This is a genomic window from Taklimakanibacter deserti, assembly GCA_003574785.1.
Genome location: QORU01000002.1, coordinates 501,247 through 526,928, shown reverse-complemented (window position 1 = coordinate 526,928; position 25,682 = coordinate 501,247). Strand labels below are relative to the sequence as shown.

Here is a 25,682-nt window from a genome sequence, read left to right as displayed (position 1 = left end):
CAAGGCCGAGGGTTATCGGCCGGGCGATGACATGAGCAGGTCAAGCCCCAGCCGCTGTGACAAGAACTGCGCCACCAATTGACCCTTGACGCTGTTGCCTGCTTCATCGAGAAGCGGCGCGAAAGTGCCGAGCCCGCCCTTGCCAGGCGAGACCGTGACAATTCCTCCTCCGATCCCGCTCTTGCCCGGAAGCCCGATCTCATAGAGCCAGTCACCGGAGGTTTCATATAGTCCGGCAGTCAGCATCACCGCCAATGCGTAGTGACAGACATCCGGATTGACCACTTGCTCTCGCGTGAGGGGATTGAAGCCGCCGCAGGCGAGCGTTGCGCCCATGATGGCGAGATCCTTTGCGCTCACATTCAGTGAGCATTGCCTTGTATAAAGATCGGTGGCCTCGGCGGGGTCGCAATATAGGCGGCCCAGGCTCTCGAGCATCCAGGCGATGCTGCGATTGCGGAAATTCGTTTCCGACGCCGAGGCGTAGACCTCATCATTCAGCGCCAGCTCACGGCCGGCGAAACGAGACAGGCCCTCGAGGATGAAACGCCACTTCGCTTCTTCATTGGCGCCCGGCACCAGGCTGGTCGTGGCAATGGCCCCGGCATTGACCATCGGGTTGGTGCGGCCGTCCGAATTGCGTTCGATGCCGGCAAGAGAGTTGAAGGCATAGCCCGTCGCATTCACGCCAAGCCGCTCACGCGCGCCGGTCGCACCGATCACATTGCAGACCTGCGCGAATATGAACGGCTTGGATACGCTCATGATGGTGAACTCGTGCTCCGCGTCGCCAACGGCGAAGACACGTCCATCCACGCCCGCGACGCAGATGCCGAACAGATTGGCCGGCACACGGGCGAGGGCCGGATAAACTTGGGAGGTCTGTCCGAGCGTGACGGATGCAAAGCGTTCATGCGCTTCCGTCACCAGCCGCGCGACATGATCCGGCTGCGGCAGCTTGCCTGTCGAAACATACGCGCTTTCAGGGTCGAGCAAGGGCTTCGGTAGGTTCATGCATTCGCCTCCCTCGCATTCCGTTAACGGATACGGTCGCAGCGCATAGAGGGCTACTTGCCTTGGTGATGCGAGGCTAGCGCATCAGGCGCACCCTGAACCATTGGACCTTGGGCCAACGGTCGGTGCTGTATTGCGACAAAGTTTGAATGGCGATGTGGGTTGGGTTTTCGACTGGCCCGACGCTACCTGCGCCAGGCCAGTCCCGCGAGAGCATCCGCATCAGGCCGCGGTCTGTGCGGCAGCGGCAGAACCGACCGCCGTCGTTTCGATGTCGATATTGCCATGGACAGCCTTGGAGTAGGGGCAGATCTCATGCGCCATATCGGCCAGGATGCGCGCCGTCTCATTGTCGACGCCCGGCACCGTGACATCGAGGCGGGCTCTGAGGAAGAAGCCCTTGGGGCCGCCATGGAGCAGCTGGATCTCGGTATCGACCTCAGGCGCGGCGGCGAGCTTGATCTTGCGCTGGTCGGCGGCGAGCTGGATGGCGCCCAGATAGCAGGCGGACCAGGCGGCGGCGAAGAGGTTTTCCGCCATTGGATGGGGCTCGGGCAGCTTGATGTCGAGCTTGCCGTCGACGCTGCGGGTCGAGCCGTCGTGTCCGGCGACGGTGTGGGTCTTGCCGGTGAAATAAAGCTTGTCGGCCATGGGAGTATCCTTTCCTGTTTAGTTTAAGATCGTGTCCGATTAAATCGGATGCGATGTAAATATATAAACGCCGAACCGATGTCAAGCCCTTCCGATTAAATCGGATACGATATATATAGGAGGGACCCTGTCGAGACCCGGAGATGCACTATGCCCCATCCCCCGAAAACCCCTAGTGAAAACCCTAAGCTCCCGGATTTCCTGTGTTTTGCGGTCTATTCGGCCAATCTGGCCTTCGGCCGGGTGTATAAGCCGATCCTCGACCAGCTCGGCCTGACCTATACCCAATATATTGCGCTGGTGGCGCTGGGCGACGAGGACGACCAGACGGTGGGGGCGCTCGGCGAAAAACTGTTCCTCGAATCCAATACGCTGACCCCCATCCTCAAGAAGCTTGAAACGATGGACTTGATCAGGCGCCAGCGCGACCCGGCCGATGAACGGCAGGTGCGGGTACAATTGGCGCCGTCAGGCCGCCGGCTACTGGAGAGGATCGAGAAGGAGGCCGGGCCATCGCTCATCGACGCGACCGGGCTGGGCAAGGACTTTCCCGCGCTGCGCAAGGCCGTGGCGGGCTTGCGCGACAATCTCCTGCGCTCGCTCGAGGCCCCAAAATGACCCGCGATAAATACAATGCTTTCTGCCGATCGCTCAAGGCGACCACCCATGTCGTGCAATGGGGCGGTTCGCATGTATGGAAAGTGGGGGGCAAGGTCTTCGCCGTCGCCGGCTGGGACGAGGGCCATGAGCCGCACATCACCTTCAAGGTCTCCGACATCGGCTATGAGGTGTTGAAGGACCAGCCGGGCCTGCGCCCCGCACCCTATCTCGCCTCGCGCGGGATGAAATGGATCCAGCATTACGCCAAGCCCGGCCTTAAGGATCCGGAGCTCAAGCAATATCTCAAGGCCTCGCACCGGATCGTGGCGCAAGGGCTGTCGAAGAAGAAGCAGAAGGCGCTGGGGCTGGTGTTCGATTGAAACGGTGACCGGAGGTTGGCCTCATTCCCGAGGCGTCAGACCCAGGCGGCGTTCCTTTCGGCAGAGCCATCCGGTTTATGATTTGTCGAGGCTGTATCGATGCTCGGCTGGAATCTCGGCACTATCGATCAGCTTCCTCTCAGCATCGGTAAGTTCCGCGCTGGCGATTGCCTCTCGCTGCGCCTGCTTCAGCGCATGAAAGGTCTCGGCCGAGACGATATAGACCGTTTCCCGGCCATATTTCGTCACTCGGATCGGCTCCGTAAGCGCGCGATCATGATAGACGCCGAAATTCTTCTGGACCTCGGAAGCAGAAGCTGTTTTTGACATGTAGCACCTTTTCCGTATGTTCCGTAACATACGGATTGCCAGAGTATTTTTCAAGAGGGTGCGTGTCCATTGATCACCTCCAGGAACGCCTCGCCATAGCGCGCGAGCTTGGCCGCGCCGATGCCGGGGATATTCGCAAGCTCGACAATGGAGCGCGGACGGCGTTGGGTGAGTTCTGCCAGCGTCTTGTCGTGGAAGATGACATAGGGCGGCACGTTCTGCGCCTTGGCGAGCTCCATCCGCCTGGCGCGCAGCTTCTCGAACAGGTCGCGCTCGCCGGCGGGAAGCGCTTCGCTGGCTTGGCGACGAGCCGCCTTCCGGCCGTCCTTCTTCAGGACGCGCAGGCGCAAATCCGGCTTTTGGCGCAGGAACTGCCGGCCCTGCGGAGAAATGAACAAGCCGCCATGGCCCGCCACATCGACCGAGATCAGCCCATGGGCGACGAGCTGGCGGACGATTGAGCGCCAGGCATTGCGGTCGTGCTCCTTGCCGATGCCGAAGGTCGAGAGCTTGTCATGAGAAAGGCGCTCGATGCGCTCGTCGGGTTCACCCAGGAGAACCGAGATGACATGCGCCTGGCCGAAGCGCTCGCCGGTGCGGTAGACGCAGGAGAGAAGTTTCTGGGCGGCGATGGCGCCGTCGAAAGTCTCTGGCGGATCGAGACAAACATCGCAATTGCCGCAAGGCGCACCGTCATCGCCGAAATAGCGCAACAGCACTTGGCGGCGGCACCGGCTCGATTCGGCGAAGCCCAGCAGCGCATCGAGCTTGCGGCGCTCCATCTGCTTGCGTTGATCGGGCGCCTCCGATTCCTCGATGAAGCGGCGGCGCAGCGCAATGTCCTCGGCGCCATAGAACATCAGCGCCTCGGCGGGCAGGCCGTCGCGACCGGCGCGGCCTGTCTCCTGGTAATAGGCTTCGATGCTGCCGGGCAGGTCCGCATGCAGGACGAAGCGCACATCGGGCTTGTCGATGCCCATGCCGAAGGCGATGGTGGCCACGATGATCACGCCTTGCTCATGCTGGAAGCGGCGCTGGTTTTCCTCGCGCGCCTTCATCTCCATGCCGGCATGGTAGGGGAGCGCGGTGAAGCCGTGACCGCTGAGCGTCTGGGCGATGTCCTCGGTCTTGCGCTTCGACAGGCAATAGACGATGCCGCTCTCGCCTTTGCGACGGTTGAGGAATCGGAGGATCTGCTGCGTCGTGTTCGTCTTCTCGGTGGCGCCATAGCGGATATTGGGGCGGTCGAAGCCGGAGACGAAGCTGTTGTGATCGCCGATGTCGAGATGGGCGACGATCTCGGCCCGCGTCGGTTCATCCGCCGTGGCGGTCAGCGCGATGCGCGGCACTTTGGGGAAGAGGTCCGCAAGGCAGTCGAGGGCGCGGTATTCGGGCCGGAAATCATGGCCCCATTGCGACAGACAGTGGGCTTCGTCGATGGCGATGAGCGCGAGGTCGAGGGACTTCAGCCGGTCGAGAGTCTCGGACCGCAAGAGCGTTTCAGGCGCCATATAGAGGAGGTCGAGCTCGCCTTGTTCGACATCGCGCCACAAAAGTTCCTTTTCGGCGCCCCATAGCCTTGAATTGAGCGCCGCCGCCTTGACGCCGGCCTGACGCAAAGCCGCCACCTGGTCTTCCATCAGCGCGATGAGGGGCGATACGACGAGGCCCAGGCCTTGACGGATGAGCGCCGGGATCTGGTAGCAGAGCGATTTGCCGCCGCCCGTCGGCATCAGGACGAAAGCATGATTTCCCGCGAGCACATGCTCGATGATGTCGCGCTGCCGCCCGCGGAAGCTGTCATAGCCATAGATGGTGTTCAGGATGGAGAGCGGGTCGGTCGGCATGGAGAGGATCAATCTGGGAAGAACGACTCTTTAGACCATGCCGGACCGGGTTTCCATGCGCCATCGCGGCTGAAAGGACTATAAGGGCGGTTTTCCCCGAGTCGGTGCAGGAGGCCCCATGCTGAAAGTGATCGCGGAGGATTTCATCAAGCCGGAGGCGGTGACGATCGTGCGTCCGCTCTATCGCGAACTCGTGGACATGACCCGCCGCGAAGCGCTCTGCATCGCTTATGATCTCTTCGTCGACCAGAAGGATCCCGGGCATTTCATCTTCATCGAGGAGTGGCCGGATCGCGCGGCGCTCGATATCCATTGCGCCACGCCGCATTTCACCCGCCTGGTGCCGCTCATCAATGCGCATCAGCGCAAGCCGGGAACCTTCATCCTGATGGATGGCTTTTAGAGCGCCGGACCCGCATTTCAGGTCGCCGGGTGTTTGCTTTCAATTGAAACACGGCGGGCGGGTGATGGATGCTCGCGGAAGGCCGCCGCCAGCGTCCGGAGCGCCGCGCGGGAGCGCGCGTCCGATAGTGTCGTGAGCAGCACGATCTCGGATGAAGGAAGGGCAGGGAGCCCGAAGCGCTTGCTGACCTCGACCGTGCCGGCCGGCGCGATCCGGGTTGGGAAGGCCGCGGTGGCGAGGCCGGCCGCGACCGCATCGGCAATGACGAAGGAACCGCAGCCGAGGAAGACCTCTCGCCACTTTATGCCCTTGGCATCGAGCGCCTGCGTGGCGAGTTCGCGGATGCGACAGGAAGGCGATGATGCCGCGAGGCGCAAGGGCTCGTCCTTCCGATGCACGAAGTCCGGCGTGGCGTACCAGCCGAAATGCTCCGGCGCCAGCACCTCGCCGTCGCGGCGGTCGTCTTCGCGGCGGATGATCGCCGCATCGATCTCGCCGCGGTCGAAAGCATCGAGCAGGTCGCGCGAATTATCGAGCCTGACCTCGATGGTGAGTGCCGGATCATGGGCATTGAGCCGCGCCAGCAAGGTGGGGATCTCCGGCCCCACCACATGATTGGCGATGCCGAGAGCGAAGTGGCGGCGGGTCGAGGACAGTCCGGCGATGGCGCGGTCATGGGCGGCGAGGAAATCGCGGGCCGACTCGATGAACACCGCACCCTGCGCCGAAAGGCGCACCAGCCGCGGCGTGCGCTCGATCAGTTTCTGGCCGAGCCGGTCTTCGAGCCGCTTCAGCTTCACGCTGATGGCGCCTTGCGTGGTGCCCAGCACTTCCGCCGCGCGGGTAAAACTCTGGTGATCGGCGATCGCCACGAAGGCCTGGACCGCATCGACATCCAAGGTGGTCATGTTATTCATCCAAAATCGTTGTCTCTGATATATTCAATCATCCAGTTATAAAATGATCAAGCGGCGACTACGTTCCCGCATAAGCGACATGCGGGGCGACCCCGCGCGCGCTCATCATTCCTGGAATCCTCTTCCATCGACCCGATTTGTCGAAAGGCCGAACCATGCCTGCCGCCGTGACACGCCGTAACGTCATCGTCCTCTGCGCCATCTGCCTCTCCTGCCTCATGTTCGGCCTGGAGATCTCCTCGATCCCGGCGATCCTGCCGACCCTGGAAAAGCTGCTCCATGCCGACTTCAAGCAGCTGCAGTGGATCATGAACGCCTATACGATCGCCGTGACCAGCGTGCTGATGGCGACCGGGACATTGGCCGACCGCTATGGCCGCAAGCGCATCTTCATGATCGCGATCCTGGCCTTCGGCGTCACCTCGCTGATGTGCGGCGTGACCGAGAATGTCCCGGCGCTGATCGCGGCGCGCTTTCTCCAGGGCCTTTCCGGCGGCGCGATGCTGATCTGCCAGATCGCCGTGCTCTCGCATGAATTCCAGGGCGGACGCGAGCGCGCCATCGCCTTCGGCTGGTGGGGCATCGTCTTCGGCATCGGTCTCGGCTTCGGCCCGATCATCGGTGGCGCGATCGCGGCCTTCCTGGGCTGGGCGTGGGTGTTCCTCATCCACGTGCTGTTCGCCGTGCTGGCGCTCGTCCTCACGGAGACGGGCGTGCATGAATCGAAGGATCCCGGGGCGAGCCATCTCGACTGGCCCGGCATGCTGACGCTGTCGCTTTCGGTCTTCTGCCTCGCTTTCTACATCACCCAGGGGCCGGATCTGGGCTTCGCCAGTGGAATGGCGCTCGCCTTCCTCGGCGTCGCCTTAGCGAGCCTCATCGCCTTCGTGATCGCCGAGAAGGTGAGCCCACGACCGATGTTCGACTTCTCGGTCTTCCGTATCCGAAAGTTTTCGGGCGCGATCCTGGGCTCGGCGGCGATGAATATCAGCTTCTGGCCGTTCATGATCTATCTGCCGATCTGGTTCCAGGCCGGGCTCGGCTATGACGGTGTCACCGCCGGCCTCGCTCTGCTCGCCTATACGCTGCCGACGCTGGTGATGCCGCCCCTGGGCGAAAGACTGTCGCTGCGCTTCAGGCCGGGTCTCGTCATTCCCGTTGGCCTCTTCACCATCGGTCTCGGCTTCATCCTGATGAAATTCGGCAGCGCCGCGGCGCAAGCGAGCTGGCTCACCATGCTGCCCGGCTGCCTCATCGCCGGCATCGGCCTCGGCCTCACCAATACGCCGGTCACCAACACCACGACGGGCGCGGTGTCGAGCGACCGCGCCGGCATGGCGTCCGGCATCGACATCAGCGCGCGCATGGTGTCGCTGGCGATCAATATCGCGGTGATGGGCTTCATCCTGGCGAGCGGCGTGCTGGCCTATCTGAGAAGCGCGTCGTCTCTGGGCTTGCCCGATGCGGAATTGCGTCTTGTTGCCGAGAAGATCGCCGCCGGCAATGCCGTGTCGGTTGGAGGCCTCTCCGGCGAGGTCGTCCATGCGGCGCTGGCGCAGGGCTTCGGCTGGGTGATGCTCTATGCCGGAATAGGGGTCTGGATCATGGCGGCCCTGAGTTTCCTCATCTTCAACGCGAAGGTCGTTCGTCCGGCGAAAGTTCAATTCGGAGAGTGAGCCTATCAGCGACGGCGTGCCCGGATATCAACTTCCTTGCGCCAATTCTCGTCGTCCAAGCTGCGTTCGGCCATCCAGTGAAACGAGGCCGGCGCGCTCTTCGTGTCCCGATCGATTTCGGTGAAAGTCCAGCGCATCGTGCCGCCTCGGGGGTCGGGACCCGTCTGGACGATATCCTCGCCCCGCGCCCGGCCAATCTGCTGTGTAAAGAAGCCGGTCGCCGGGTCATTCCACAAGATACGCCAGGCATCGAGGGCCGGATCGTAGATGCGTAACGTCGTGCCATACCAATTGCCCGCGCCGGGCAGTTGACCGATGCCGGGCTTGCGGTTGTGAAGGAGCGGTATCATCCACACGTCCTGAATTGCGCGCCCCTCCAGGATCCAGCCGGCATGAATCTCCCCCTGGCCTTCGTGCCTTTGCCCGTCTTCCGGGAAGGTGGTCACGGCCATTTCCCAATCGCCCACGAGCCATGCGAAGAGCGCAAGCTTCTCGGCACGTTCCCGATCAGGGCCGGCGGCGTGGAGCACATGCGCAAAGGATAGTTCGCCAGGGTCGATCGAACGGAGCGATGTCACGGCCATGACGGCCTCCTTTCCGCACCAGCTCAGTAGATTTTTGGGAACAATCTGAAGGGTGCTGGTTACCAACACGGACCGCGGCGGTGGGTTCCTTGCTTATGCGGACTTCTCCATGAAACGCGTCATCGCCGCGAAATCGTCCTCCAGATGGCCGGCCGCGACCGCCCGCCTGAAGACCGTGTCATAGGCATCGACCAGGCCGCGGTCGAGATTGCGCATCTGGGTGATCTCGATCAGATGCTGCAGGGCGCCGTGATGCGCCGAGATCGAGGACAGCGTCTGCTCGTCGCCGGCGAAGCGCTTGGCTTTCGTCCGCGCGATCAGATCGGAGATGAGGCCTTCGATGACGGGAGCGGTCTCCGTCCACTGCTGCGCCAGTGCGGCGAGGTCGACCTTCTCGGCCTCGCATAGAGCGATGGCATGGAGCGTGCCGAACAACCCGCCCCACATCTGGCTGAGCGCGGCGCTGTCGAGCGTGCTGGCCGTCCCCGGATCTTCACCGACATGGCGAACATTGCCGAGTGAAAGAAGCGTATCCTTATGCGCAGTGAAGGCGGCAAGGGGACCTGAGACCAGGATCACGCCTTGCGCGCTGCCGATCAGATTGGGCGTCGCCAGGATCGCGCCGTCGAGATAATCGGCACCTTGCGCCTTCGCCCATTCAGCCGCACCACGTGCCCCTTGCGGCGTGCCGGAGGTGAGCTCGACAATCAGCTTGCCCCGCAGCGTGCCGGCCGCCCTATGCAGAAGCGCCGCCGAGGCGTCGTAATCGCTCACATTGACGACCACGATGCCGGAGGCCGATATAGCCCGGTCGACGCTTTCCGCCACAGTGGCCCCCAGCGCTGCCAAAGGCTCTGCCTTGTGCGGCGTGCGGTTCCAGACCGTGGTCGGATGCCCGTTTTTGATAAAGGCTCGCGCAAGCGCCGATCCCATCCGCCCGGTGCCGATCACGCTGACTGGTGTTTTCACGATCCGCCTCCTACATTTCGTTGATCTGCGGTAGCTGGTGCGGGGGCAGGGCGGCGGCAATACGGAGCACGAGGTTAGTGCTCACCATTGGGTAAGGAGAACAGTGATGGATGACTGCGGTTTCACGACAGCCGTCAGGATCATCGGCGGGAAGTGGAAGGTCGATATTCTCTGCGCGCTCAATTCGGCGCCGCGCCGTTTCGGCCGTTTGCGGCAACTGATTCCCGGGATCAGCGAGAAGATGCTGGCGCAGCAGCTGCGCGAGATGGAGGCGGATGGCCTTGTCCATCGCCAGGTTCACGATGTCTCCCCGCCCAAAGTGGTCTATTCCCTGACCGATCACGGCGTGGCGCTCACCGGCGGCGTCGAAAGCCTTTGCCAGTGGGGAGAAATGTACCAGCGCCAGGCTCTTGCTTCCCGGGAGCTGACGCCTGCGGCGGTCTAAGGCAGGAGCGGCGATGCCTAATCCGCCCGAAAGACGAGCGGCAGCTTGTCCAGCGCATGGATCGCATTATTCGGACGCCAGACTGGATCACCGTTGAATTCGATGTGACCGACTTTGGCCACGATCGCCTTGAGCAGCGCCTCGATCTCGGCGCGCGCCAGCTGCTGGCCGACGCATCCGTGAATGCCGGTGCCGAAGGCGAGGTGGCCGGCGGTCCTTCGGGCAACCTTGAACCGATCGGCGTCGGGCCAGTGGCTTTCATCGAGATTCGCGGCGCCCAGCACGCAAAGTATCTTTGCTCCTGCGGGAATCGGAATGGCGGCGACCGTCGTGCCGTGTTGGGCCGTACGGCAGAAGGAGTGCACGGGAGACGTAAATCGAAGCGTCTCTTCGAAGGCGGCGCGGACAAGTGCCGGATCACGCTTCAGCGCCTCATATTCCTTCGGGTTCGAGGCCAGGCACCACAAAGCGTTGCCGATCCCCGCCACGGTGGTGTCGAGGCCTGCCGACAATAACGAGCGCACCAGCATGCCCGCTTCGGTCTCCGTTACCTCACCGGCATCGGCCGCCTCATAAATGGCTCTGCCGAAGCCGCCAGGCTTGAGCCTGTAGCGCTTGCAATGCTCCGTGATCCACGGAACGACATCCGCGGCCTTCGCCATCGCGGCGCGGCGGAGCTCATTGTCCGGACCCACCGCATTGAAGACCATCGCTGCATAGTCGAGAAGCCGCCGGCGATCGGTCTCCGCAAGCCCGACGGCTGGCGGGAAGACCCGTGCGGGGAAGGCCTCCGCGAGTTCCGTGACGGCTTCGAAGGATCCTTTCTCCAGGAGCTCGTCGACGAGCGTTTCGGCCGCGCGCTCGAACTGATCCTTGAGGCCGGCGATGGCGCCAGCGGACAGCGCCCGGGCCATGACGGTCCTGGTCTTCGTATGATAGGGCGGATCGGCCTCGAGAATGATGCTCGGCGGCCGCCAGGGCTCCTGCAATTGAAAATCCTGCAGGCCGACGCCGCGCGAGGAAACGAAGCGCTCATTGTCGGCGAAGACTTCCCTGGTCTCGGCATAACGCCCGCAGGCGAGAATGGCGTATTTCGGTATGTAGGCAAAAGCGCCTTTGGCGCGGAGCTCCCGGTAATATTCGACCGGATCGGCGAGGATTTCCGCATCATAGGGGTCGACGTCCCATGCCGTCACGCCGGGCGGCGGTGCAATGGCGATATGACCTTCGTGAATTTCCATGTTCCCTCCTCGACAAGCTGCGCGAGGGGCGCGAGGGTCGCGGTGATCGCGTTCCCGGCGCAGCATGTTTCAGCGCTCGCCGATGCTAGCGGACGCGTGTCCCTGCCGCCGCGTCCCAATGGAGCGGCTTTTCGGATTTCGGCAGCGGCGCATCACTCGCGCCGATGGTCGTGCCGACCGGCGTGTCGGGCGGGCAAACGGCCACATAGCGGGCATAGCCGCCCGTGCCGCCCTTGAATCGGGGAAAGCCGATGGTTACCAGACAGCCCGTCGCCGGCACGCCGTCGAGATTGGCGACGCCCTCGGCCTGTGTGTAGCCATTGTGCATGAGCCACGCCTCGCCCTCGAGCGTGGGCGTCGTATCCGTGTCGAGCGGCTCGTGGCCGTGGAGCAGGATATGGCGCTGCTCGTGCAGGAATTTCAGCGCGTCGAGCGACACGCCGGGGAAGGGCTTGCGCGTGGCGAGCTCAGGCTTGGGCCAGTCCTTCGACCAGTCGGAGCGCACGAAGACGACCGCGCCTTCCGGAATCCGGCCGTGCTCCTTCTCAAAAGCCCCTATGTCAGCGACCTGCAGGTGATATCCGGCATTGCTGGCCACCTTGTCGACGATCGAGATCACCGCCAGCGGGCGCAAGGAATAGGTCGGCGGCAACTCGTCGATCGAGGGATATTCCGGCGCCCAATGCGCCGGGGGATCGAGCTGCGTCCCGAGCTGATCGGTCGCGAGGTCATAATGCGTCGCCTCGAAGCCGTGCTTCTCATAGGTGAACTCATCGCCTTTCTTGGCGAAGCCCTCGATGTCGCCGCCGGCCTTGCTGCGCGCGAATTTCGACGGGCCGAAGCCGTACCACACGGGAATGTCGGGCGCGATTACATGCGTCAGGTCGATGTATTTGGCGCCCTTGAGCGATGCGTCATAGACGCTCCACAGTCCTTTGCCGTCCTGAGCGTGCGCTCCCGATGCCGACAGGCCGAGGGCAAAAACGATAGTCGCGAAGTTCTTGTTCATGACTTCTCCTTTCGGTTGGTCGCCTGCGGGACGTCGCCGGCGTGGCTTCACAGAGCCATTTCGAGGATGACGAAGTCAAGATCGTCGCGCAGCGGCGTGCCGACCTTGCTGGCGCCATAGGGAAAAGCAACGGCACCGGTTCGGTGGTAGCCACAACGCTCATACCAGGCGATGAGCGATTGCCGTTGCCGTATCACCGTCATCACGGCGCTTCGCGCGCCGTTGCTTGCTGCGAACTGCTCGGCATCGGCGAGCAGGGCGCGACCAAGTCCGGCGGACTGAAGTTCCGGATCGACGGCCAGCATCGAGATCACGCAACGATCCGCGCCATCCATCTGGATGGCGACACAGCCGAGCAATGCCGATGATCTGCCGCCACGTCGGACCAACACGGTTGTCGAGACGTCGTCGATCATGGCCACAACATCTCGCAAACTGGCGCGGTCACCGGCGAGCAACTTTGCCTCGTGGATCCATCCGAGGCGGCCGCCGGCGCCCCGATAGGCTGCGTTTACGAGATCGGCAATAGGCGCCGCATCGATCAGGGTCGCGATTTCGGATTGCCTGAAACGCGCCTGAGGGAAGGGGATGGGAACTGTCGAAGCCAGCCGCCGCGGACACGTCGCAGAGACGTGCCAGAGCAGATCGTCATTGGATCCGGCCCGCTTGCCGGGCCGGGAACCGAGGGCGGCATAGACGAAGCGCAGCAGGGTTCCATCTTGCGCGGGCTCAGTCTGGCTGGCAATGAAACGCGCGGCTTCACGCATGGCTGGCTCCTGTCTCAGATCTGCCTTCGCGCGGGAGAAACAGCGCATTTCGTTTCACTTCCGCTGAATGCCCCCGTAGATTGGCGCCCGCACATTGTGGAGACAATGATGTACAATTCAAATACATTCCTGTGATTCCGAGGCACAATGCGCGGTAGCGATTACGCCGAGCTGAAAGCATTCGTGACGGTGGTCGGGCATGGCAATTTCGCCCGGGCCGCGGCGGAACTCGGCATTTCGGCATCGGCGCTCAGCCGTACGATCGGCGAGCTGGAAAAACGCCTAGGCATGCGTCTGTTGAATCGCACGACGCGCAGCCTCTCCTTGACCGACGCCGGCGAGCGCCTCCACGCGCGCTTCAAGCCGGCGATGATGGAGATGGAGGCAGCGGTTCAGGATGCCGTGAGTTCGCGCGACAGGCCGGCCGGAATGTTGCGGGTGCATGTGCCCAATGCTCCTGCCGCCGCCTTTCTCGAGCCGGTTCTCGGCAAGTTTCATGCGGCATATCCGGATGTTGTTCTCGATGTGACGGTCGATGATTCCGTCCCCAACATTGTCGAGGCTGGCTATGACGTCGGCGTTCGGCTCGGTGAATCTCTCGAAGCCGACATGGTCGCCGTCAAGCTCGGCGGCGATCAGCGTGAAATCGTCGTCGGCTCTCCGGACTACATCGCTCGCCATGGACGCCCGCGCGAGCCGGCCGATCTGCTCCGCCACCGCTGCATCAATTGGCGTCAGCCGGGAAGTCCCGGCCTGTACAAATGGCAGTTCGTGAAGAACGGCCGATGGTTTTCCGTCACCGTCGACGGACCGCTCATCGTCTCGCATCGCGCCATGGCCGTTACCGCCGCGGTCCAGGGTGTCGGACTCGCATTCCGGGCGGAGGGGCTTCTGCGCTCACTGATCGATCAGGGCAAGCTTGTCCCGCTCCTCGAAGAGTGGTGCGGGAACTTTCCCGGCTGGTACCTGTGCTATCCAAAACAGCGCTACACCGCGCCGAGCGTGCGCGCCTTCGTCGACTTCCTCAAACGCTCGACCGGCCCGCGGGGACGAACGAGCGCCAGGTGACGGCCCGTCAGCTTGAGATCGATGTCCATCCCTGTACAATCGGCAAGGGCCACGGCACGGGACATTCTCCAACCAGGGAGATATGGATGAAGCTCCTGATTATCGGCGGCGGCATTGGCGGCCTCACGACGGCGCTCTCGCTCAACCGGGCCGGCATCGATATCGAGGTCTTCGAGCAGTCGCAGGAGCTGCGCGAGCTTGGCGTCGGCATCAACCTGCTGCCGCATGCGGTGAAGGAGTTGGCGGGGCTCGATCTTTTGCCGGCGCTCGACGAAGCCGGTATCCGCACCCGCGAGCTGATCTATCTGAACCGGCATGGCCAGGCGGTGTGGCGTGAATTGCGCGGCCTCGATGCGGGCTATGAAGTGCCGCAGCTCAGCATCCACCGCGGCAAGCTGCACGGCGTCCTCTTGCGCGCCGTCATGGAGCGGCTCGGTCCGTCGCGTCTTCATACCGATCGCCGGCTGGTCGACGTCGAAGAGCGTGACGGCCGCGTCACGGCAAAATTCGAAAGCCGCGCAGCAGGCGGGCGCTTCACCGCCACAGGCGACGGGCTGATCGGCGCCGACGGCATCCATTCGCGCGTGCGCGGCTTCTTCTATCCGGACGAAGGACCGCCGCGCTGGAGCGGCATCATGCTGTGGCGCGGCGCGCTCAACTGGCCGGTGCATGAGGATGGCCGCACCATGGTGATCGCCGGCGGCAATGCGGCAAAATTCGTCTTCTATCCGATCCATTTCGATAAGACGCGCCCCGATCAGCGCCTGACCAACTGGGCGGTGATGGCGCGCATCACCGACAATGAGGGACCGCCGCCGCGCCGCGAGGACTGGAATTCGCTCGGGCGGCTGGAAGATGCACGCGCTTTCGTCGAAGGCAGTTTCAGGCTGGGCTTCGTCGACCCGGCCGAGATCATCACGGCGACCGGGACCTTCTATGAATACCCCAATTGCGACCGCGATCCGGTGTCCTGCTGGTCCTTTGGCCGGGTGACGCTCTTGGGCGATGCGGCGCATCCCATGTATCCGGTCGGCAGCAATGGCGCGAGCCAGGCCATCCTCGATGCCGCCGCCCTTACGCGCCATCTGACCGCGACGCCGGAGGTGGCGGCGGCCTTCACCGCCTATGATGCCGAGCGCCGGCCGATGACCGCCGACATCGTGCGCAACAACCGCCGCGGCGGACCGGAAGGCGTCATCGACCTGGTCGAGGCCCGCGCGCCGCACGGTTTCGACGATATCGAAACCGTCGCAAGCCATGCCGAACGCGAGGCGATCGTGAAGGGCTATGCGTCGATGGCGGGCTACAGTCGCGAGCAGGTCAACCGGCGCTAAAGCGCGATGGCTTTACATCGAGTCGCCATCGCGCTTTATCCTTTTGTTTGCGCATGATCTTTTCGGAAAACCGGTATCCACTTTTCCGGATCATGCGCTAGGTGATGAGGGCTATTTTTTCTTGAGCTTGGCGCCGCGCTTGAGCCGGCGTATGGCGCGCAGCTTCCCGCTCGGACCGCCGCCACAGAAGAAGCGGTCGCCGCCATCGGATTCGAGCCCAGACACGACGGTACCGCGCGGCATGTCGATGCGTTCCAGCACTTCGCCGGTCTCGGGATCGATTCGCCGGACATCGCTTTCGTCACCTTCCCAGGTGCCGTGCCAGAGCTCGCCGTCGATCCAGCTGACGCCGGTGACGAAGCGGTTGGTCTCGATGGTGCGCAGGATCTTGCCCGTCTCGGGTTCGATCTGATGGATCTTGCGGTCGCGATACTGGCCGACCCAGAGCGTGCCTTCGGCCCAGGCGAGCCCCGAATCGCCGCCCGCACCCGGCGCCGGGATCGTCGCCATCACCTTGCCGGTCTTGGGATCGATCTTCTGGATGCGGTCCTCGGCGATCTGATAGAGGTAGCGCCCGTCGAAGGCGGTTCCGGCATGCGCGGCGACATCGAGCGAGCGCACCGTCTTGCCGCTCTCGGGGTCGAGGGCATTCAGCGTCTCGCCGACCGCGAACCAGACATGCTCGCCATCGAAGGTCACGCCATGCACCTCGTCGACACCCGGAAAGGGGCCATATTCACGAATGATTTCGGCAGTTGATCGTTTCATGGGGGCCATTTTAGTCGCTCGGCAGAGGGGCGGGGAGTAACAAGGTTGTCGTGAAGCCGGGGAGCGGCGGGGTCATCCACCGGCGCGCCCGGCCATGGCCATAGAACTGCACCTTGCCGCCCTCCGCTAGCTGGTCGAGCGCCCGCTGCACGCTGCGCTGGCTGGCCCCCAGCGCCAGGGCCAGGGCCGAGCTCGACCAGGATTCGCCATCGGCGAGGAACGCGAGCACCGCGGCATGCCGCTCCTCGACCGGCCTCGCCAGCACGACGACCTCAGGCGTCATGTGTGGCACGAGGGCAAAGCCTTGCGGCGTGGCGCTCACCTCTGCGAGCTTGCGCAGCTTTTGGCGCAGCCTTCCGATCTCGACCCGCAAACGCGCGCGATGCGATTCATCCGCATGCTTGCCGCCGAAGGCGCGGGCGATGAGCCTGTCCCGCGGGGCACCCTCGGGCCACGCTTCGGCGAGTGCCCGGGCGAGCGCGAACAGCACCGGACGCCGCGCGAGCGAGACCACCGTGTTGGCGTCCCGCACTGCATGCCGGCAGGCATCGACGACGAGCGCGTTGGATGCGAAGAGCGCCTCCACCTCATCGAGGCGGAGAAACCGTTCCTTGCCTTTGGTGATGAGACGTGCCGCGGGCGTGTCGATGTGACGCGCAGCGCTTTCGACCTCTGCCGCGAGCGCCGGGATCCGCGCCTTCAGCGCGGCGCTTTGGGCCCGGGCGAGGGCCGCGCGCGCCGTCTTTATCTTGAGACGCCGCATCGCAAGGCCTGCGACCACCAGCTCATGTGCAGTCAAGAGAGCGGGCGGGAAGGGCGCCGGATCGAGGAGCGCGAGCCGGCGCTCGGCCTCATCGAGCCGTCCCAGCAAGAGGAGGCGCCGGACCTCGATATAGCGCGCATGCGCGGCGTTCACTCTATCGCCATGCGCCTCGAGCGTCGCCCGCGCACCGCCGAGCGCTTGGGGTGCCCAGGTGAGGTCGCGCGCGGCGAGAGCGATCTCGGCCTCGGCGAGGATGCAGCGCGCGCGGGCCACCGCCTCTTTCGGGCTGAAGGCGCGTGCCGCCCGCTTGAGCAGCGCCTTGGCGCGATCGAGATCGCCGAGTTGCGCCATCGCGATGCCGCGCAGCGCCAGCGCCGGCGCATCGTCGCGCAGCGCGACCCGCTTCAACGCGCCCAGGGGATCACCTGCGGCGAGGGCGCGCCCAGCAGCCGTGATCAGTGAGTCCATCTAAAATGCCGCCACACTTGTCACTCCCTGAGGTTCGATAGCCGCCGTTATCCTTTCTGGCAACCACCCGGCCTCTGGAAGGAGACGACCCATGAACGATCTCACGCCTTGCAATGCCTATGGCATGCTGACCGCGCCCGCGACGCTCACCATAGAGCGCTTGTTGCCGGGACCCATCGAGCGCGCCTGGGCCGTTCTCATCGACAGTGACCTGCGCCGGCACTGGCTGGCGGCGGGTGCCATGGCGATGAAGCTCGACGCGCCTTTCGAATTCGTCTGGCGCAATGACGAGCTTTCCGGGCCATCGCCGCGCCGCCCCGCCGGATTTCCGGAGGAGATCAGGATGAGGAGCCGCATCACCGAGCTCGATCCGCCGCGCCGGCTCTCGATCGCCTGGGACGGCACCGGCGATGCGACTTTCGCGCTGACGCCCCATGACCACAAGGTGCTGCTGACCGTCACCCATCGCGGCCTAAGCGATCGCCAGACCATGCTCGCGATCTCGGCCGGCTGGCACATGCATCTCGACATCCTGGTCACTCGCGCCAGTGGCGGCGAGCCGGAACCGTTCTGGGACGGCTGGAGCCGCCTCAGGCAGGAATACGAACGGCGCATCCCTGCATGAACGAACGACACACCCCTCGCAAACTGGAGAAACCTATGAACATCAAATGGGTCACGGCCCTCATCGCCTTGAGCCTTGCGGGCATTATCCCGGTAAAGGCGAGCGACACGACGCTGGCACCGATGCCGTCCGAGCTCGAAGCCCGCTTTGCCTTGAGCGCGGCGCCCAAGGCCTTGCGCGACCAGGCGAGTGTCTATCTTCTCGATCCGGGGAGCGGCTACACGCTGCACCGGCAGGGAACGAACGGTGTCGCCTGCATCGTCCAGCGCACCGCCTGGGAGCTCGCCGACTTTCGCGACGATATCTACATTCCGCTCTGCTATGACGCTCAAGGCACGCAAACCTACTTGAAATACATCATGGATGCGGCGACCTTGCGCGCGCAAGGCTTGAGCCCCGCAGCGCTCAAGGCCGAGATCGAGAAGCGCTACAAGGACAAGACCTACAAGGTGCCGGAAAAGCCCGGCCTGTCCTACATGGTCGGGCCGGTCATGCGCACGATCGGGCCTCCCGACATGCAGGTCCATACCATGGCCATGCCGCATCTGATGTTCTATGCGCCTTACACCACCAATGAAGACATCGGCGCCGTGCCCGATCTCGACAATCCTGAGAGCCTGCTCAATCCCTTCATCGACAAGCAGGGCAATGCCGAGCAGAGCTATATGATCCAGCTCATCGGCGCAGCGGAGAAGGCGAGAATCCTCGCCGAGGAGAAGGCGCTGATCGAGGAACTCTGCGCCTATCGCGATGTTCTCTGCCTAGCGCATGCGCACTGAGCTGACGCAACGGCGGAGATCGGAATCCCGACATAGTTGTCACTCTCGCCGTTCCATCGACCGGCGCTAAATCTTGTCTCATGACCACCGACAACTGCGAGGAGAGAGCGATGACCACACATCCGACCGGAACACGCGAAGATTGGCTGAAAGCCCGCCTCGATTTGCTCAAGGCGGAAAAGGAGCTGACCCGGCGCAGCGACGAGATGGCGCAAAGGCGCCAGGCGCTGCCTTGGGTCAAGGTCGACAAGGCCTATCGCTTCGAGACCGAGGATGGGCCGGCGACGCTCGCCGACCTGTTCCGCGGGCGCTCGCAGCTCCTCGTCTATCACTACATGTTCGGCCCCGACTATACGGCGGGCTGCGCCACCTGCTCGACGATCGCCGACGGCTTCAACGGCTTCGCCGTCCACCTCGCCCATCACGGTGTGATGCTTTCGGCGGTATCGCGGGCGCCGCTTGCGAAAATCCAGGCCTACAAGAAGCGGATGGGCTGGACCTTTCCCTGGGCCTCCTCGTCGGGCGGCGATTTCAATTTCGACTTCAACGTCTCCTTCACCGAAGCGCAGCAGCGCGACGGCGGCATCGAATACAACTACCAGCGCGAGCCGGCGTGGACAGCACAGGGCATCGGCGACACGATGACGAAACGCGGCGAAGGCCCTGTCGCCGAGAATGCAGACATGACCGGTACGGACGTCGCCACCTATACGCGTGAAAGGCCTGGCATGAGCGCGTTCGTGCGCGAGGATGGTGTCGTCTACCATACCTATTCCGCTTTTGCGCGGGGCCTCGACGGCCTCTGGGGCATGTATCAGTGGCTCGACCGGGCGCCGCTGGGCCGCAACGAGAGCGGCACATGGTGGCGCCGCCACGACGAATATGAGCGCCAGGCATGACAAGCGGTGACGGGGTCACGCCAGCCGGGCGCGCCTCCGAGCATGCCTTTTTTGTTGTCGCGGCGCTCTTCTTCGCGGCAAGCGTTACCACGACCATCGTCTGGTGCGTGTCCATGTCGGCGATGGACGGGATGCCGATGCCCGGCGGCTGGACGATGTCGATGATGTGGATGCGGATGCCGGGACAGGCCTGGCATGAAGCCGCAATGTCGTTTCTCGTCATGTGGACGGTGATGATGGTGGCGATGATGCTGCCTTCTCTGCTGCCGATGCTGCGACGCTACCGCCAGGCCATTGGCAGCAATGGCGGCGTGCGCCTCGACCGACTGACCATGCTCGTCGGGGCTGGCTATTTCACTCCATGGGTCGTGTTTGGTCTTGCGGTCTTTCCCGTGGGCACGATCTTGGCGGACGTGACGATGCGCGCGGACGGAGTTGCACGTGCCGTTCCGATCGCGGCGGGTGTGATCGTGCTCATCGCCGGCGCCGCCCAGTTCACGCGCTGGAAGGCCCGTCACCTGGCCTGCTGCCGCGAGGAACCGGGCAGCCGCACGATAGCGGCGGACGGCGCCACGGCGGTGCGACACGGCCTGCGCCTCGGTCTCCACTGTGCCGGCTGCTGCGCCAATCTGATGGCGATCCTCCTGGTGTTGGGGATGATGGATCTCTTCGCGATGGCGATGGTGACGGCGGGCATCACGCTCGAACGTCTCGCACCCGATGGTGCGCGTGCCGCGCGAGCCATCGGCATCGTCACTATCGGGGCAGGGCTGTTGCTGATCGCGCGCGCCGCCGGATGGGGTTAGGCGGGAGCAGCCGCGTGCAGTCGTATATAAAGTCAGGATAATAAATTAGTATTGACTAATTGATTAGCAATGACTAATATATTTACATGCTTGAAGCTGTCGCCATCGATGCCGTCATGCGCGCCCTTGCCGATCCAACGCGGCGGGCCGTGTTCGAGCGGGTGGCGAGTGCTGAGGAGATCACCGTGGTCGAGCTGACGCGGGGCAGCGGGGTGACGCAAGGCGCCATCTCCCAGCATCTCAAGTCGTTGAAGCAGGCGGGCCTCGTCGCCGAACGCGCCCAGGGCCGCAACGTCTATTACCACGCCAAGCCCGAGGGTCTGGCGCCGCTCGTCGATTGGATGAATCACTATGGCGTCTTCTGGCGCGAGCGCTTCGCCAATCTCCGCAGTTTGTTGAAGGAAATCGATCCATGAAGGACGCCAAGCCCGACACCCATGCCATCGTGGTCGATGAGGTCATGCCGCATGCGCCGGAAACGATCTGGAAGACGCTGACGACCGGCGCGCTCATCACGCGCTGGATGATGCCGCCGAAGGACTTCGCGCCCGTGCCGGGCAATCGTTTCACCTATCAGACGACGCCGGCCGGCGCCTGGGACGGCGTCATTCGTTGCGAGGTGCTGGAAGTGATCCCGAATGAGCGCTTTTCCTATAGCTGGAAGGGCGGAGATGCGGGCAATTCGGGCTATGGCTCGCTCCTCGATACGATCGTCACCTGGACGCTGTCGCGCGTGGCCGATGGAACACGCGTGCGCCTGGTCCATTCGGGCTTCGTCACGCCGCGCAACGATACCGCCTTCAAGAATATGAGCGAAGGCTGGAAGAAGATCATCCCGCGATTGGGCGCCGTCACCGACGAGCAGGATTGAAGGACAGCGAAGGAGAAGGACATGAGCGAAGCCTATAGCGGTGGATGCGCCTGCGGCGCGATCCGCTACGAGATCGCAAGCGAGCCGATATTCACGAACGACTGCCAGTGCCTGACCTGCCAGAAAAAAAGCGGCACCGGGCATGGCTCCTATCTGAGCTTTTCCGGCAGGGAAAAAGTGAAGGTCACCGGCGAGGCGACGCTCTGGGATGTCGCCAGCGACAGCGGCAATGTGAAGACGCATGCCTTCTGCCCCACTTGCGGCTCGCCCGTCTATCTGACCGTCAAGGCCATGCCTGACGTCTTCATCGTGCATGTGGGGAGCCTCGACGATCCCGGCCGCTACAAGCCGCAAGTGGTGACCTATGCCATGCGCGGCCATGCCTGGGACAGACTCGATCCGGCGCTCCAGAAATTCGACAAGATGCCGCCGATGTGAAAAACATTGGTCACGCTTCGGCCAGCACCTTCTCGATTCCGGCGGGCGCGATGCCGAGGGCGTCGAATCCGGCGCAGGCGGGAGAGGCGACAGTGTCGATCGCCATCAACTCCACCTGGTTTCGTGTGATCGGAGCCTCGGGCAGAAACTCGGCCATGGAGGCGAGAGCTTGCCAGGCCGCGAAGGGCAGGGGGATCAGCTTGCGCTGCCGACCGAGGCGATCGCCGATCTTTTGCAGCAATTCTCTGTAGGTCCAGACGCGGGGACCTCCAAATTCATAGACAGCTTGCGGCGATACCGTCGCGATGATGCGCGCTATGGCTTCCCCGACATCTTCCACATAAGCAGGCTGCAGCCGCGTCTGGCCGCTGCCGAACAGGGGAAAGGCCGGAAATTCGCGTAGAAATCCAGCGAGCGGCACGAGAAATGCGTCATCCGGTCCGAACATGACGGCGGGGCGGACGATGGCCGCCTGCGGGAAGGCGGCACGGACGGCATTCTCGCCTTCTCCCCGGCTGCGGATATAGGGTGAAGGCGATGCGGCATCGGCGCCGATGCCCGAAACATGGACGAGCCGCGCGACGCCCGCTGCCTGCGCGATCTCAGCAAGTCTGCGCGCCGCTTCGACATGCACGGAATGAAAGGTCCGGCCGTCCCGCTCGACATAGAGGCTGACGGCATTGACGACGCCGTAGGCGCCCTCGACCGCGTCTCTGATCGAGGCGTCATCGCCGATATCGGCCCGGATCATTTCGAGTTCCGGCGACCTTCCGGCGAAGACGTCCTTGCCGCGGTCCGGATGCCGCGCGGCGACGCGCACGGCAAAGCCATGTTCCAGCACGTGGTGAACGACGCGCCGTCCCAGGAAGCCGGTTCCGCCGAAGACGACGACTATGCGCGTCATGGGGCGATCTCGACGCCCTGATCGAGTGCGGTCAGGAACGTCATCAGCCTCTCCACCGAGAATCTGTCGAGCTTGTATCCGGCAAGCGCCGATACCTTCGGCTGATCGGTGCCAAGCTTTTCCGCCGCCGCGGCCTGGGTCAAGCTTCGACGGGCAACGATGCCGTTGATCGTGCGGGCAAGGCGCAGTTTCGTTTGGCGCTCCTCGGCGTCGGCGTAGCCCAGATCGGCAAACACATTAGCCGTGCCACGGATGATCGTCGTCTCATCTTTCTTCACTCGCATAACGTTTCGCTTTGCCATAGCCGCCCTCGCTGTCCTGCCGCGCGACTTCAGCCGCCGCTCTATGAGGTCGATATCGACCTGGGCCGCCGATCCCTTCGGGTGATTTCTTGTGGACTTCTGGGGTGGAAAATCAAGAGCCGACCGACCTCAGCGGCTCGGCTTGGACATGGTTTTCGAGCCTAGAGATGAAGTAGAGCGCTTTGATGAACGGGCCTTCTCGAGCTCGCCACGTAGGCCGCTGAGCGGTTAGCCCGCCACCTTCACCACGATCTTGCCGAAGGGCCCGCGGGCCAGGTGATCGAGCGCCGCGGGGAAGTCGGCCAGTGCATATTCGGCATCGATCACCGGCTTGAGGCGGATTCGGTCGACGGCGCGAACGAAGGCTTCGAGCCCGTTGCGGTTGCCGACCTGGATGCCTTCGACGGTCACTTGCTTGGCGGCGAGTGGGAAGAACGGTCCTGAGATATCGAAGCCTTCGAGCACCCCGATGAGCGATATCCGGCCAAAGACGGCGGCAGCCTTGATCGATTGCTCGAGATGCGGGCCACCGACGATTTCGAGAATATGATCGATGCCGCGATCGCCCGTCAGCCGATAGACCGCCTCGACCCAGTCGCCTTTCTTGCGGTTGATTCCATGTGTGGCGCCGAGCGTCTTGGCGCGCGCGAGCTTTTCGTCATCGCCTGAAGTCACGATGATCTCGGCACCATGAGCGGCGGCGATCTGCAGTCCGAACAGCGCGACGCCGCCCGTGCCTTGCACCAGCACGGTCTCCCCGGCGTGGAGATGGCCGCGCTCGATCAATGCTTCCCAGGCGGTGAGACCGGCGCAAGGCAGCGTGCTCGCCTCGGCGTCATCGAGACTTTCGGGCGCCTTCACCGCCCAGTCCTGGTCGAGCGCGACAAATTCGGACAGCACGCCCTGGAGCGCGCCACCCAAGGTCAGATGATTCGGCTGGCGCGCCGAGCCCAAGGCCGGACCATCGATCCAGCCCGGAATGAAGGTCGAGATGATGCGGTCCCCGTCCTTGAAACGCGTGACGGCAGGGCCCGTCTGAACGACCACGCCCGCCGCATCGGATGCCGGCACGAAGGGCTCGGTCCCTGGGGTGAAACCGAGTCCCCGATCGATGAGCATAAGGTCGCGATAATTGAGCGAGACGGCGCCGACCTTGACCAGGATCTCGTTCTCCTTGAGCGCAGGAATCCTGGTCGTCGCCAATTCCAGATTGGTGCGGCCGGCGGCTTTCAGTGTCCACTGCTTCATCGTGTCGGTCCTGACATGTTGGTTCATGACGTTGCTCCTAAGGGTCAGTGATAAGAGCCGCAGTGCTGAAATCGTGAGTGACAAGCGTGTCGTGATCCGCTTGTCCGCCGTCCCCGCACCTGGATCTTGTCCAGATATATTCGCGACCTCTGGATTGCACTGGGGGTCATTTTTCTTCAGAATGTAGAGAAATTATCTACAATCAAGGTCCAGGCATGAGCGACCGGCTGAGCGGAATTCGTGAATTCGTCACGGTGGTGGAGGCGGGCAGTTTTGCCGCCGCGGCCTTGCGCCTCAATCTCTCGCGCTCGGCCGTCGGCAAGGCCGTGGCGCGGCTCGAAGCGCGGCTCGGCACGCGCCTGTGCCAGCGCACGACGCGGGTGCTGAGCCTGACGGAAGACGGCCTCGCTTTCTATGAGCGCTGCACGCGCGCTCTGAGTGAGCTCGAGCAGGCGGAACTGGCGCTGGAATCTGGACGCGCGGAGCCCGCGGGCAAGGTGCGCGTGACCGTCCCGGTGGTGATCGGCCGGCGCTGCGTGGCGCCGGTGCTCTTCGATGTGGCGCGCCAGCATCCGGCGCTCGTGCTGGAAGTCTCCTTCACCGACCGGCCGGTCGATCTCATCGAGGAAGGCTATGATCTGGCGGTGCGCAACGGCGCGCTGCCCGATGATCCAGGTCTCATGTCGCGGGCACTGGTGCGCCAGCGCATGACGGTCTGCGCCTCTCCGGCCTATCTCGAGAAGCATGGCCGACCCGCTGATTTGGCCGACCTGTCGGCGCATCAGGCGATCGACTATGCCAATCCGCGCTATACAAGAAGCTGGCTCTTTCCGAGCGACGAGGGAGCCACGACCGAGATCACGATGAAGGGCCGCATCCGGCTCGACGATCTCGAAGCCATTGGCGATGCCGCAACGGCAGGGCTGGGGCTTGCCTGGTTGCCCTGCTGGCTGATTCGTGAGCGCATCGCGCGTGGCGAGCTTGTCCGCCTTTTCAACGGTCCCGCGACGGAATTCGCGACATCTGCGCTATGGCCGCGCGCACCCTTCCTGCCGCTGCGCGTCCGCGTCCTCATCGATGCGCTGGCGGCGCGGCTGCCGGCGATGATGGGGTAGGCGAGGCGGGGTACTGGCGTTATGCTGGATGCCGACAATGGAACAGCGAGGCCCATGAATGACCACATCCGATCCGCGCCGTATCATGTGGAATGAAGCCCTCGCGATGATCGCGCGGGCCGAGCAACTGCATCAGCGGTTCATCGAGCCGGGAGGCTCGGGGGCCTGCTGGGAGCCGCCCGTCGACATCTTCGAGACCGCGGATGAGTTCTGGATCATCGCCGCCCTGCCGGGAGTCGAAAAGGATGATCTGAAGCTTTCCATAGACGGCGATGTCTTGCGCGTGGCCGGCCGGCGCCGGCTGCACGTCGCCGCGCGGACCGCCGCCGTCCATCGCCTGGAAATCCCTTATGGCCGTTTCGAGCGCAGCATCCGCTTGCCGGCGCAACTCCTGACGCTCGATCGATCCGAGCTGGTGAATGGCTGCCTGGTCATTCGTCTCGGCAAAGCATGAGCGAGGG

31 protein-coding genes are annotated in these 25,682 nt (G+C 63.6%); 16 read left to right on the top strand and 15 right to left on the bottom strand.

Going from position 1 to position 25,682, the window contains the following annotated elements:
• Positions 1-12: 12 nt before the first annotated feature.
• Both glsA and DS839_RS05795 read right to left on the bottom strand, forming a co-directional pair.
• Positions 13-1,014: a glutaminase A gene (gene glsA / locus DS839_RS05800; RefSeq protein ID WP_119269318.1), complete on the bottom strand. Its 1,002-nt coding sequence runs from the start codon at positions 1,012-1,014 to the stop codon at positions 13-15.
• A gap of 222 nt (positions 1,015-1,236) precedes the next feature.
• Complete coding sequence (locus tag DS839_RS05795; RefSeq protein ID WP_119269317.1) at positions 1,237-1,665, bottom strand: Ohr family peroxiredoxin; 429 nt, start codon at positions 1,663-1,665, stop codon at positions 1,237-1,239.
• Between the two features lie 150 nt (positions 1,666-1,815).
• On the opposite strand from DS839_RS05795, the gene DS839_RS05790 reads away from it, so the two are divergent.
• Positions 1,816-2,283, top strand: coding sequence for a MarR family winged helix-turn-helix transcriptional regulator (locus tag DS839_RS05790; RefSeq protein ID WP_119269316.1), 468 nt, complete (start codon positions 1,816-1,818; stop codon positions 2,281-2,283).
• Positions 2,280-2,645, top strand: coding sequence for an MmcQ/YjbR family DNA-binding protein (locus tag DS839_RS05785; RefSeq protein WP_119269315.1), 366 nt, complete (start codon positions 2,280-2,282; stop codon positions 2,643-2,645). Before DS839_RS05790 ends, DS839_RS05785 begins: the two co-directional genes overlap by 4 nt.
• A gap of 75 nt (positions 2,646-2,720) precedes the next feature.
• Here DS839_RS05785 and DS839_RS05780 read toward each other — a convergent pair whose 3' ends face one another.
• Positions 2,721-2,975: a type II toxin-antitoxin system prevent-host-death family antitoxin gene (locus DS839_RS05780; RefSeq protein ID WP_119269314.1), complete on the bottom strand. Its 255-nt coding sequence runs from the start codon at positions 2,973-2,975 to the stop codon at positions 2,721-2,723.
• 50 nt (positions 2,976-3,025) lie between these two features.
• Entirely contained in the window at positions 3,026-4,822 is a 1,797-nt protein-coding gene (gene recQ / locus DS839_RS05775; RefSeq protein WP_119269313.1) for a DNA helicase RecQ, read from the bottom strand.
• A 118-nt stretch (positions 4,823-4,940) separates the two neighbouring features.
• Between recQ and DS839_RS05770 the strand changes: the two genes are divergently transcribed.
• Positions 4,941-5,225: a putative quinol monooxygenase gene (locus DS839_RS05770; RefSeq protein WP_119269312.1), complete on the top strand. Its 285-nt coding sequence runs from the start codon at positions 4,941-4,943 to the stop codon at positions 5,223-5,225.
• A 17-nt stretch (positions 5,226-5,242) separates the two neighbouring features.
• Here the strand turns inward: DS839_RS05770 and DS839_RS05765 are convergent, their stop codons facing one another.
• The gene (locus tag DS839_RS05765; RefSeq protein ID WP_162918323.1) at positions 5,243-6,133 is read right to left on the bottom strand and encodes a LysR family transcriptional regulator; all 891 of its coding nucleotides are present in this window, start codon (positions 6,131-6,133) and stop codon (positions 5,243-5,245) included.
• Positions 6,134-6,297: 164 nt separating this feature from the next.
• Here DS839_RS05765 and DS839_RS05760 point away from each other — a divergent pair, with 164 nt between their 5' ends.
• On the top strand, positions 6,298-7,818 hold the full coding sequence (locus DS839_RS05760; protein WP_119269310.1) for an MFS transporter: 1,521 nt from the start codon (positions 6,298-6,300) through the stop codon (positions 7,816-7,818).
• Between the two features lie 5 nt (positions 7,819-7,823).
• Here DS839_RS05760 and DS839_RS05755 read toward each other — a convergent pair whose 3' ends face one another.
• Both DS839_RS05755 and DS839_RS05750 read right to left on the bottom strand, forming a co-directional pair.
• Positions 7,824-8,402, bottom strand: a complete 579-nt coding sequence (locus tag DS839_RS05755) for a hypothetical protein (protein WP_119269406.1) — start codon at positions 8,400-8,402, stop codon at positions 7,824-7,826.
• 93 nt (positions 8,403-8,495) lie between these two features.
• On the bottom strand, positions 8,496-9,431 hold the full coding sequence (locus DS839_RS05750; RefSeq protein ID WP_368911225.1) for an NAD(P)-dependent oxidoreductase: 936 nt from the start codon (positions 9,429-9,431) through the stop codon (positions 8,496-8,498).
• Between the two features lie 46 nt (positions 9,432-9,477).
• On the opposite strand from DS839_RS05750, the gene DS839_RS05745 reads away from it, so the two are divergent.
• Positions 9,478-9,816, top strand: coding sequence for a winged helix-turn-helix transcriptional regulator (locus tag DS839_RS05745; protein ID WP_119269309.1), 339 nt, complete (start codon positions 9,478-9,480; stop codon positions 9,814-9,816).
• Positions 9,817-9,833: 17 nt separating this feature from the next.
• Here the strand turns inward: DS839_RS05745 and DS839_RS05740 are convergent, their stop codons facing one another.
• The 3 genes from DS839_RS05740 to DS839_RS05730 all read right to left on the bottom strand — a co-directional run bounded on the left by DS839_RS05740 (position 9,834) and on the right by DS839_RS05730 (position 12,833).
• Entirely contained in the window at positions 9,834-11,057 is a 1,224-nt protein-coding gene (locus DS839_RS05740; RefSeq protein ID WP_119269308.1) for a cytochrome P450, read from the bottom strand.
• Between the two features lie 85 nt (positions 11,058-11,142).
• Positions 11,143-12,066, bottom strand: coding sequence for a cyclase family protein (locus DS839_RS05735; protein ID WP_119269307.1), 924 nt, complete (start codon positions 12,064-12,066; stop codon positions 11,143-11,145).
• A 47-nt stretch (positions 12,067-12,113) separates the two neighbouring features.
• Entirely contained in the window at positions 12,114-12,833 is a 720-nt protein-coding gene (locus DS839_RS05730; RefSeq protein ID WP_162918322.1) for a GNAT family N-acetyltransferase, read from the bottom strand.
• A gap of 147 nt (positions 12,834-12,980) precedes the next feature.
• Here DS839_RS05730 and DS839_RS05725 point away from each other — a divergent pair, with 147 nt between their 5' ends.
• Positions 12,981-13,901 carry a LysR family transcriptional regulator gene (locus tag DS839_RS05725; protein ID WP_119269305.1) on the top strand — a complete coding sequence of 307 codons (921 nt, stop codon included), beginning with the start codon at positions 12,981-12,983 and terminating at the stop codon, positions 13,899-13,901.
• An 86-nt stretch (positions 13,902-13,987) separates the two neighbouring features.
• Positions 13,988-15,235, top strand: a complete 1,248-nt coding sequence (locus tag DS839_RS05720; protein WP_119269304.1) for a flavin-dependent oxidoreductase — start codon at positions 13,988-13,990, stop codon at positions 15,233-15,235.
• Positions 15,236-15,346: 111 nt separating this feature from the next.
• On the opposite strand, the gene DS839_RS05715 is transcribed toward DS839_RS05720, so the two are convergent.
• A complete protein-coding gene (locus tag DS839_RS05715; RefSeq protein WP_119269404.1) occupies positions 15,347-16,003 on the bottom strand; it encodes a Vgb family protein in 657 nt (218 codons plus the stop codon).
• Positions 16,004-16,013: 10 nt separating this feature from the next.
• A complete protein-coding gene (locus DS839_RS05710; RefSeq protein ID WP_119269303.1) occupies positions 16,014-17,234 on the bottom strand; it encodes a winged helix-turn-helix domain-containing protein in 1,221 nt (406 codons plus the stop codon).
• Between the two features lie 91 nt (positions 17,235-17,325).
• Between DS839_RS05710 and DS839_RS05705 the strand changes: the two genes are divergently transcribed.
• From DS839_RS05705 to DS839_RS05675, 7 genes are all read left to right on the top strand, one after another.
• Positions 17,326-17,859 carry an SRPBCC family protein gene (locus DS839_RS05705; RefSeq protein ID WP_119269302.1) on the top strand — a complete coding sequence of 178 codons (534 nt, stop codon included), beginning with the start codon at positions 17,326-17,328 and terminating at the stop codon, positions 17,857-17,859.
• 35 nt (positions 17,860-17,894) lie between these two features.
• Positions 17,895-18,638 carry a hypothetical protein gene (locus tag DS839_RS05700; RefSeq protein ID WP_119269301.1) on the top strand — a complete coding sequence of 248 codons (744 nt, stop codon included), beginning with the start codon at positions 17,895-17,897 and terminating at the stop codon, positions 18,636-18,638.
• 110 nt (positions 18,639-18,748) lie between these two features.
• Complete coding sequence (locus DS839_RS05695) at positions 18,749-19,537, top strand: DUF899 domain-containing protein (RefSeq protein ID WP_119269300.1); 789 nt, start codon at positions 18,749-18,751, stop codon at positions 19,535-19,537.
• Positions 19,534-20,343: a DUF2182 domain-containing protein gene (locus DS839_RS05690; RefSeq protein ID WP_119269299.1), complete on the top strand. Its 810-nt coding sequence runs from the start codon at positions 19,534-19,536 to the stop codon at positions 20,341-20,343. The genes DS839_RS05695 and DS839_RS05690 overlap by 4 nt, the downstream gene beginning before the upstream one ends.
• Positions 20,344-20,429: 86 nt before the next feature.
• Entirely contained in the window at positions 20,430-20,759 is a 330-nt protein-coding gene (locus tag DS839_RS05685; protein ID WP_119269298.1) for an ArsR/SmtB family transcription factor, read from the top strand.
• Complete coding sequence (locus DS839_RS05680; RefSeq protein ID WP_119269297.1) at positions 20,756-21,214, top strand: SRPBCC family protein; 459 nt, start codon at positions 20,756-20,758, stop codon at positions 21,212-21,214. Before DS839_RS05685 ends, DS839_RS05680 begins: the two co-directional genes overlap by 4 nt.
• A 21-nt stretch (positions 21,215-21,235) precedes the next feature.
• Positions 21,236-21,652, top strand: coding sequence for a GFA family protein (locus DS839_RS05675; RefSeq protein WP_119269296.1), 417 nt, complete (start codon positions 21,236-21,238; stop codon positions 21,650-21,652).
• Between the two features lie 10 nt (positions 21,653-21,662).
• On the opposite strand, the gene DS839_RS05670 is transcribed toward DS839_RS05675, so the two are convergent.
• The 3 genes from DS839_RS05670 to DS839_RS05660 all read right to left on the bottom strand — a co-directional run bounded on the left by DS839_RS05670 (position 21,663) and on the right by DS839_RS05660 (position 24,133).
• Positions 21,663-22,556 (bottom strand): complex I NDUFA9 subunit family protein, encoded by an 894-nt coding sequence (locus tag DS839_RS05670; protein ID WP_119269295.1) that lies wholly within the window; start codon positions 22,554-22,556, stop codon positions 21,663-21,665.
• Positions 22,553-22,840 (bottom strand): helix-turn-helix domain-containing protein, encoded by a 288-nt coding sequence (locus DS839_RS05665; protein ID WP_368911224.1) that lies wholly within the window; start codon positions 22,838-22,840, stop codon positions 22,553-22,555. Before DS839_RS05665 ends, DS839_RS05670 begins: the two co-directional genes overlap by 4 nt.
• Before the next feature lie 246 nt (positions 22,841-23,086).
• The gene (locus DS839_RS05660; RefSeq protein WP_119269293.1) at positions 23,087-24,133 is read right to left on the bottom strand and encodes a zinc-dependent alcohol dehydrogenase family protein; all 1,047 of its coding nucleotides are present in this window, start codon (positions 24,131-24,133) and stop codon (positions 23,087-23,089) included.
• Between the two features lie 188 nt (positions 24,134-24,321).
• Here DS839_RS05660 and DS839_RS05655 point away from each other — a divergent pair, with 188 nt between their 5' ends.
• Both DS839_RS05655 and DS839_RS05650 read left to right on the top strand, forming a co-directional pair.
• Positions 24,322-25,221: a LysR family transcriptional regulator gene (locus DS839_RS05655; protein WP_119269292.1), complete on the top strand. Its 900-nt coding sequence runs from the start codon at positions 24,322-24,324 to the stop codon at positions 25,219-25,221.
• A 58-nt stretch (positions 25,222-25,279) separates the two neighbouring features.
• Entirely contained in the window at positions 25,280-25,675 is a 396-nt protein-coding gene (locus tag DS839_RS05650) for an Hsp20/alpha crystallin family protein (protein ID WP_368911222.1), read from the top strand.
• Positions 25,676-25,682: the final 7 nt, after the last annotated feature.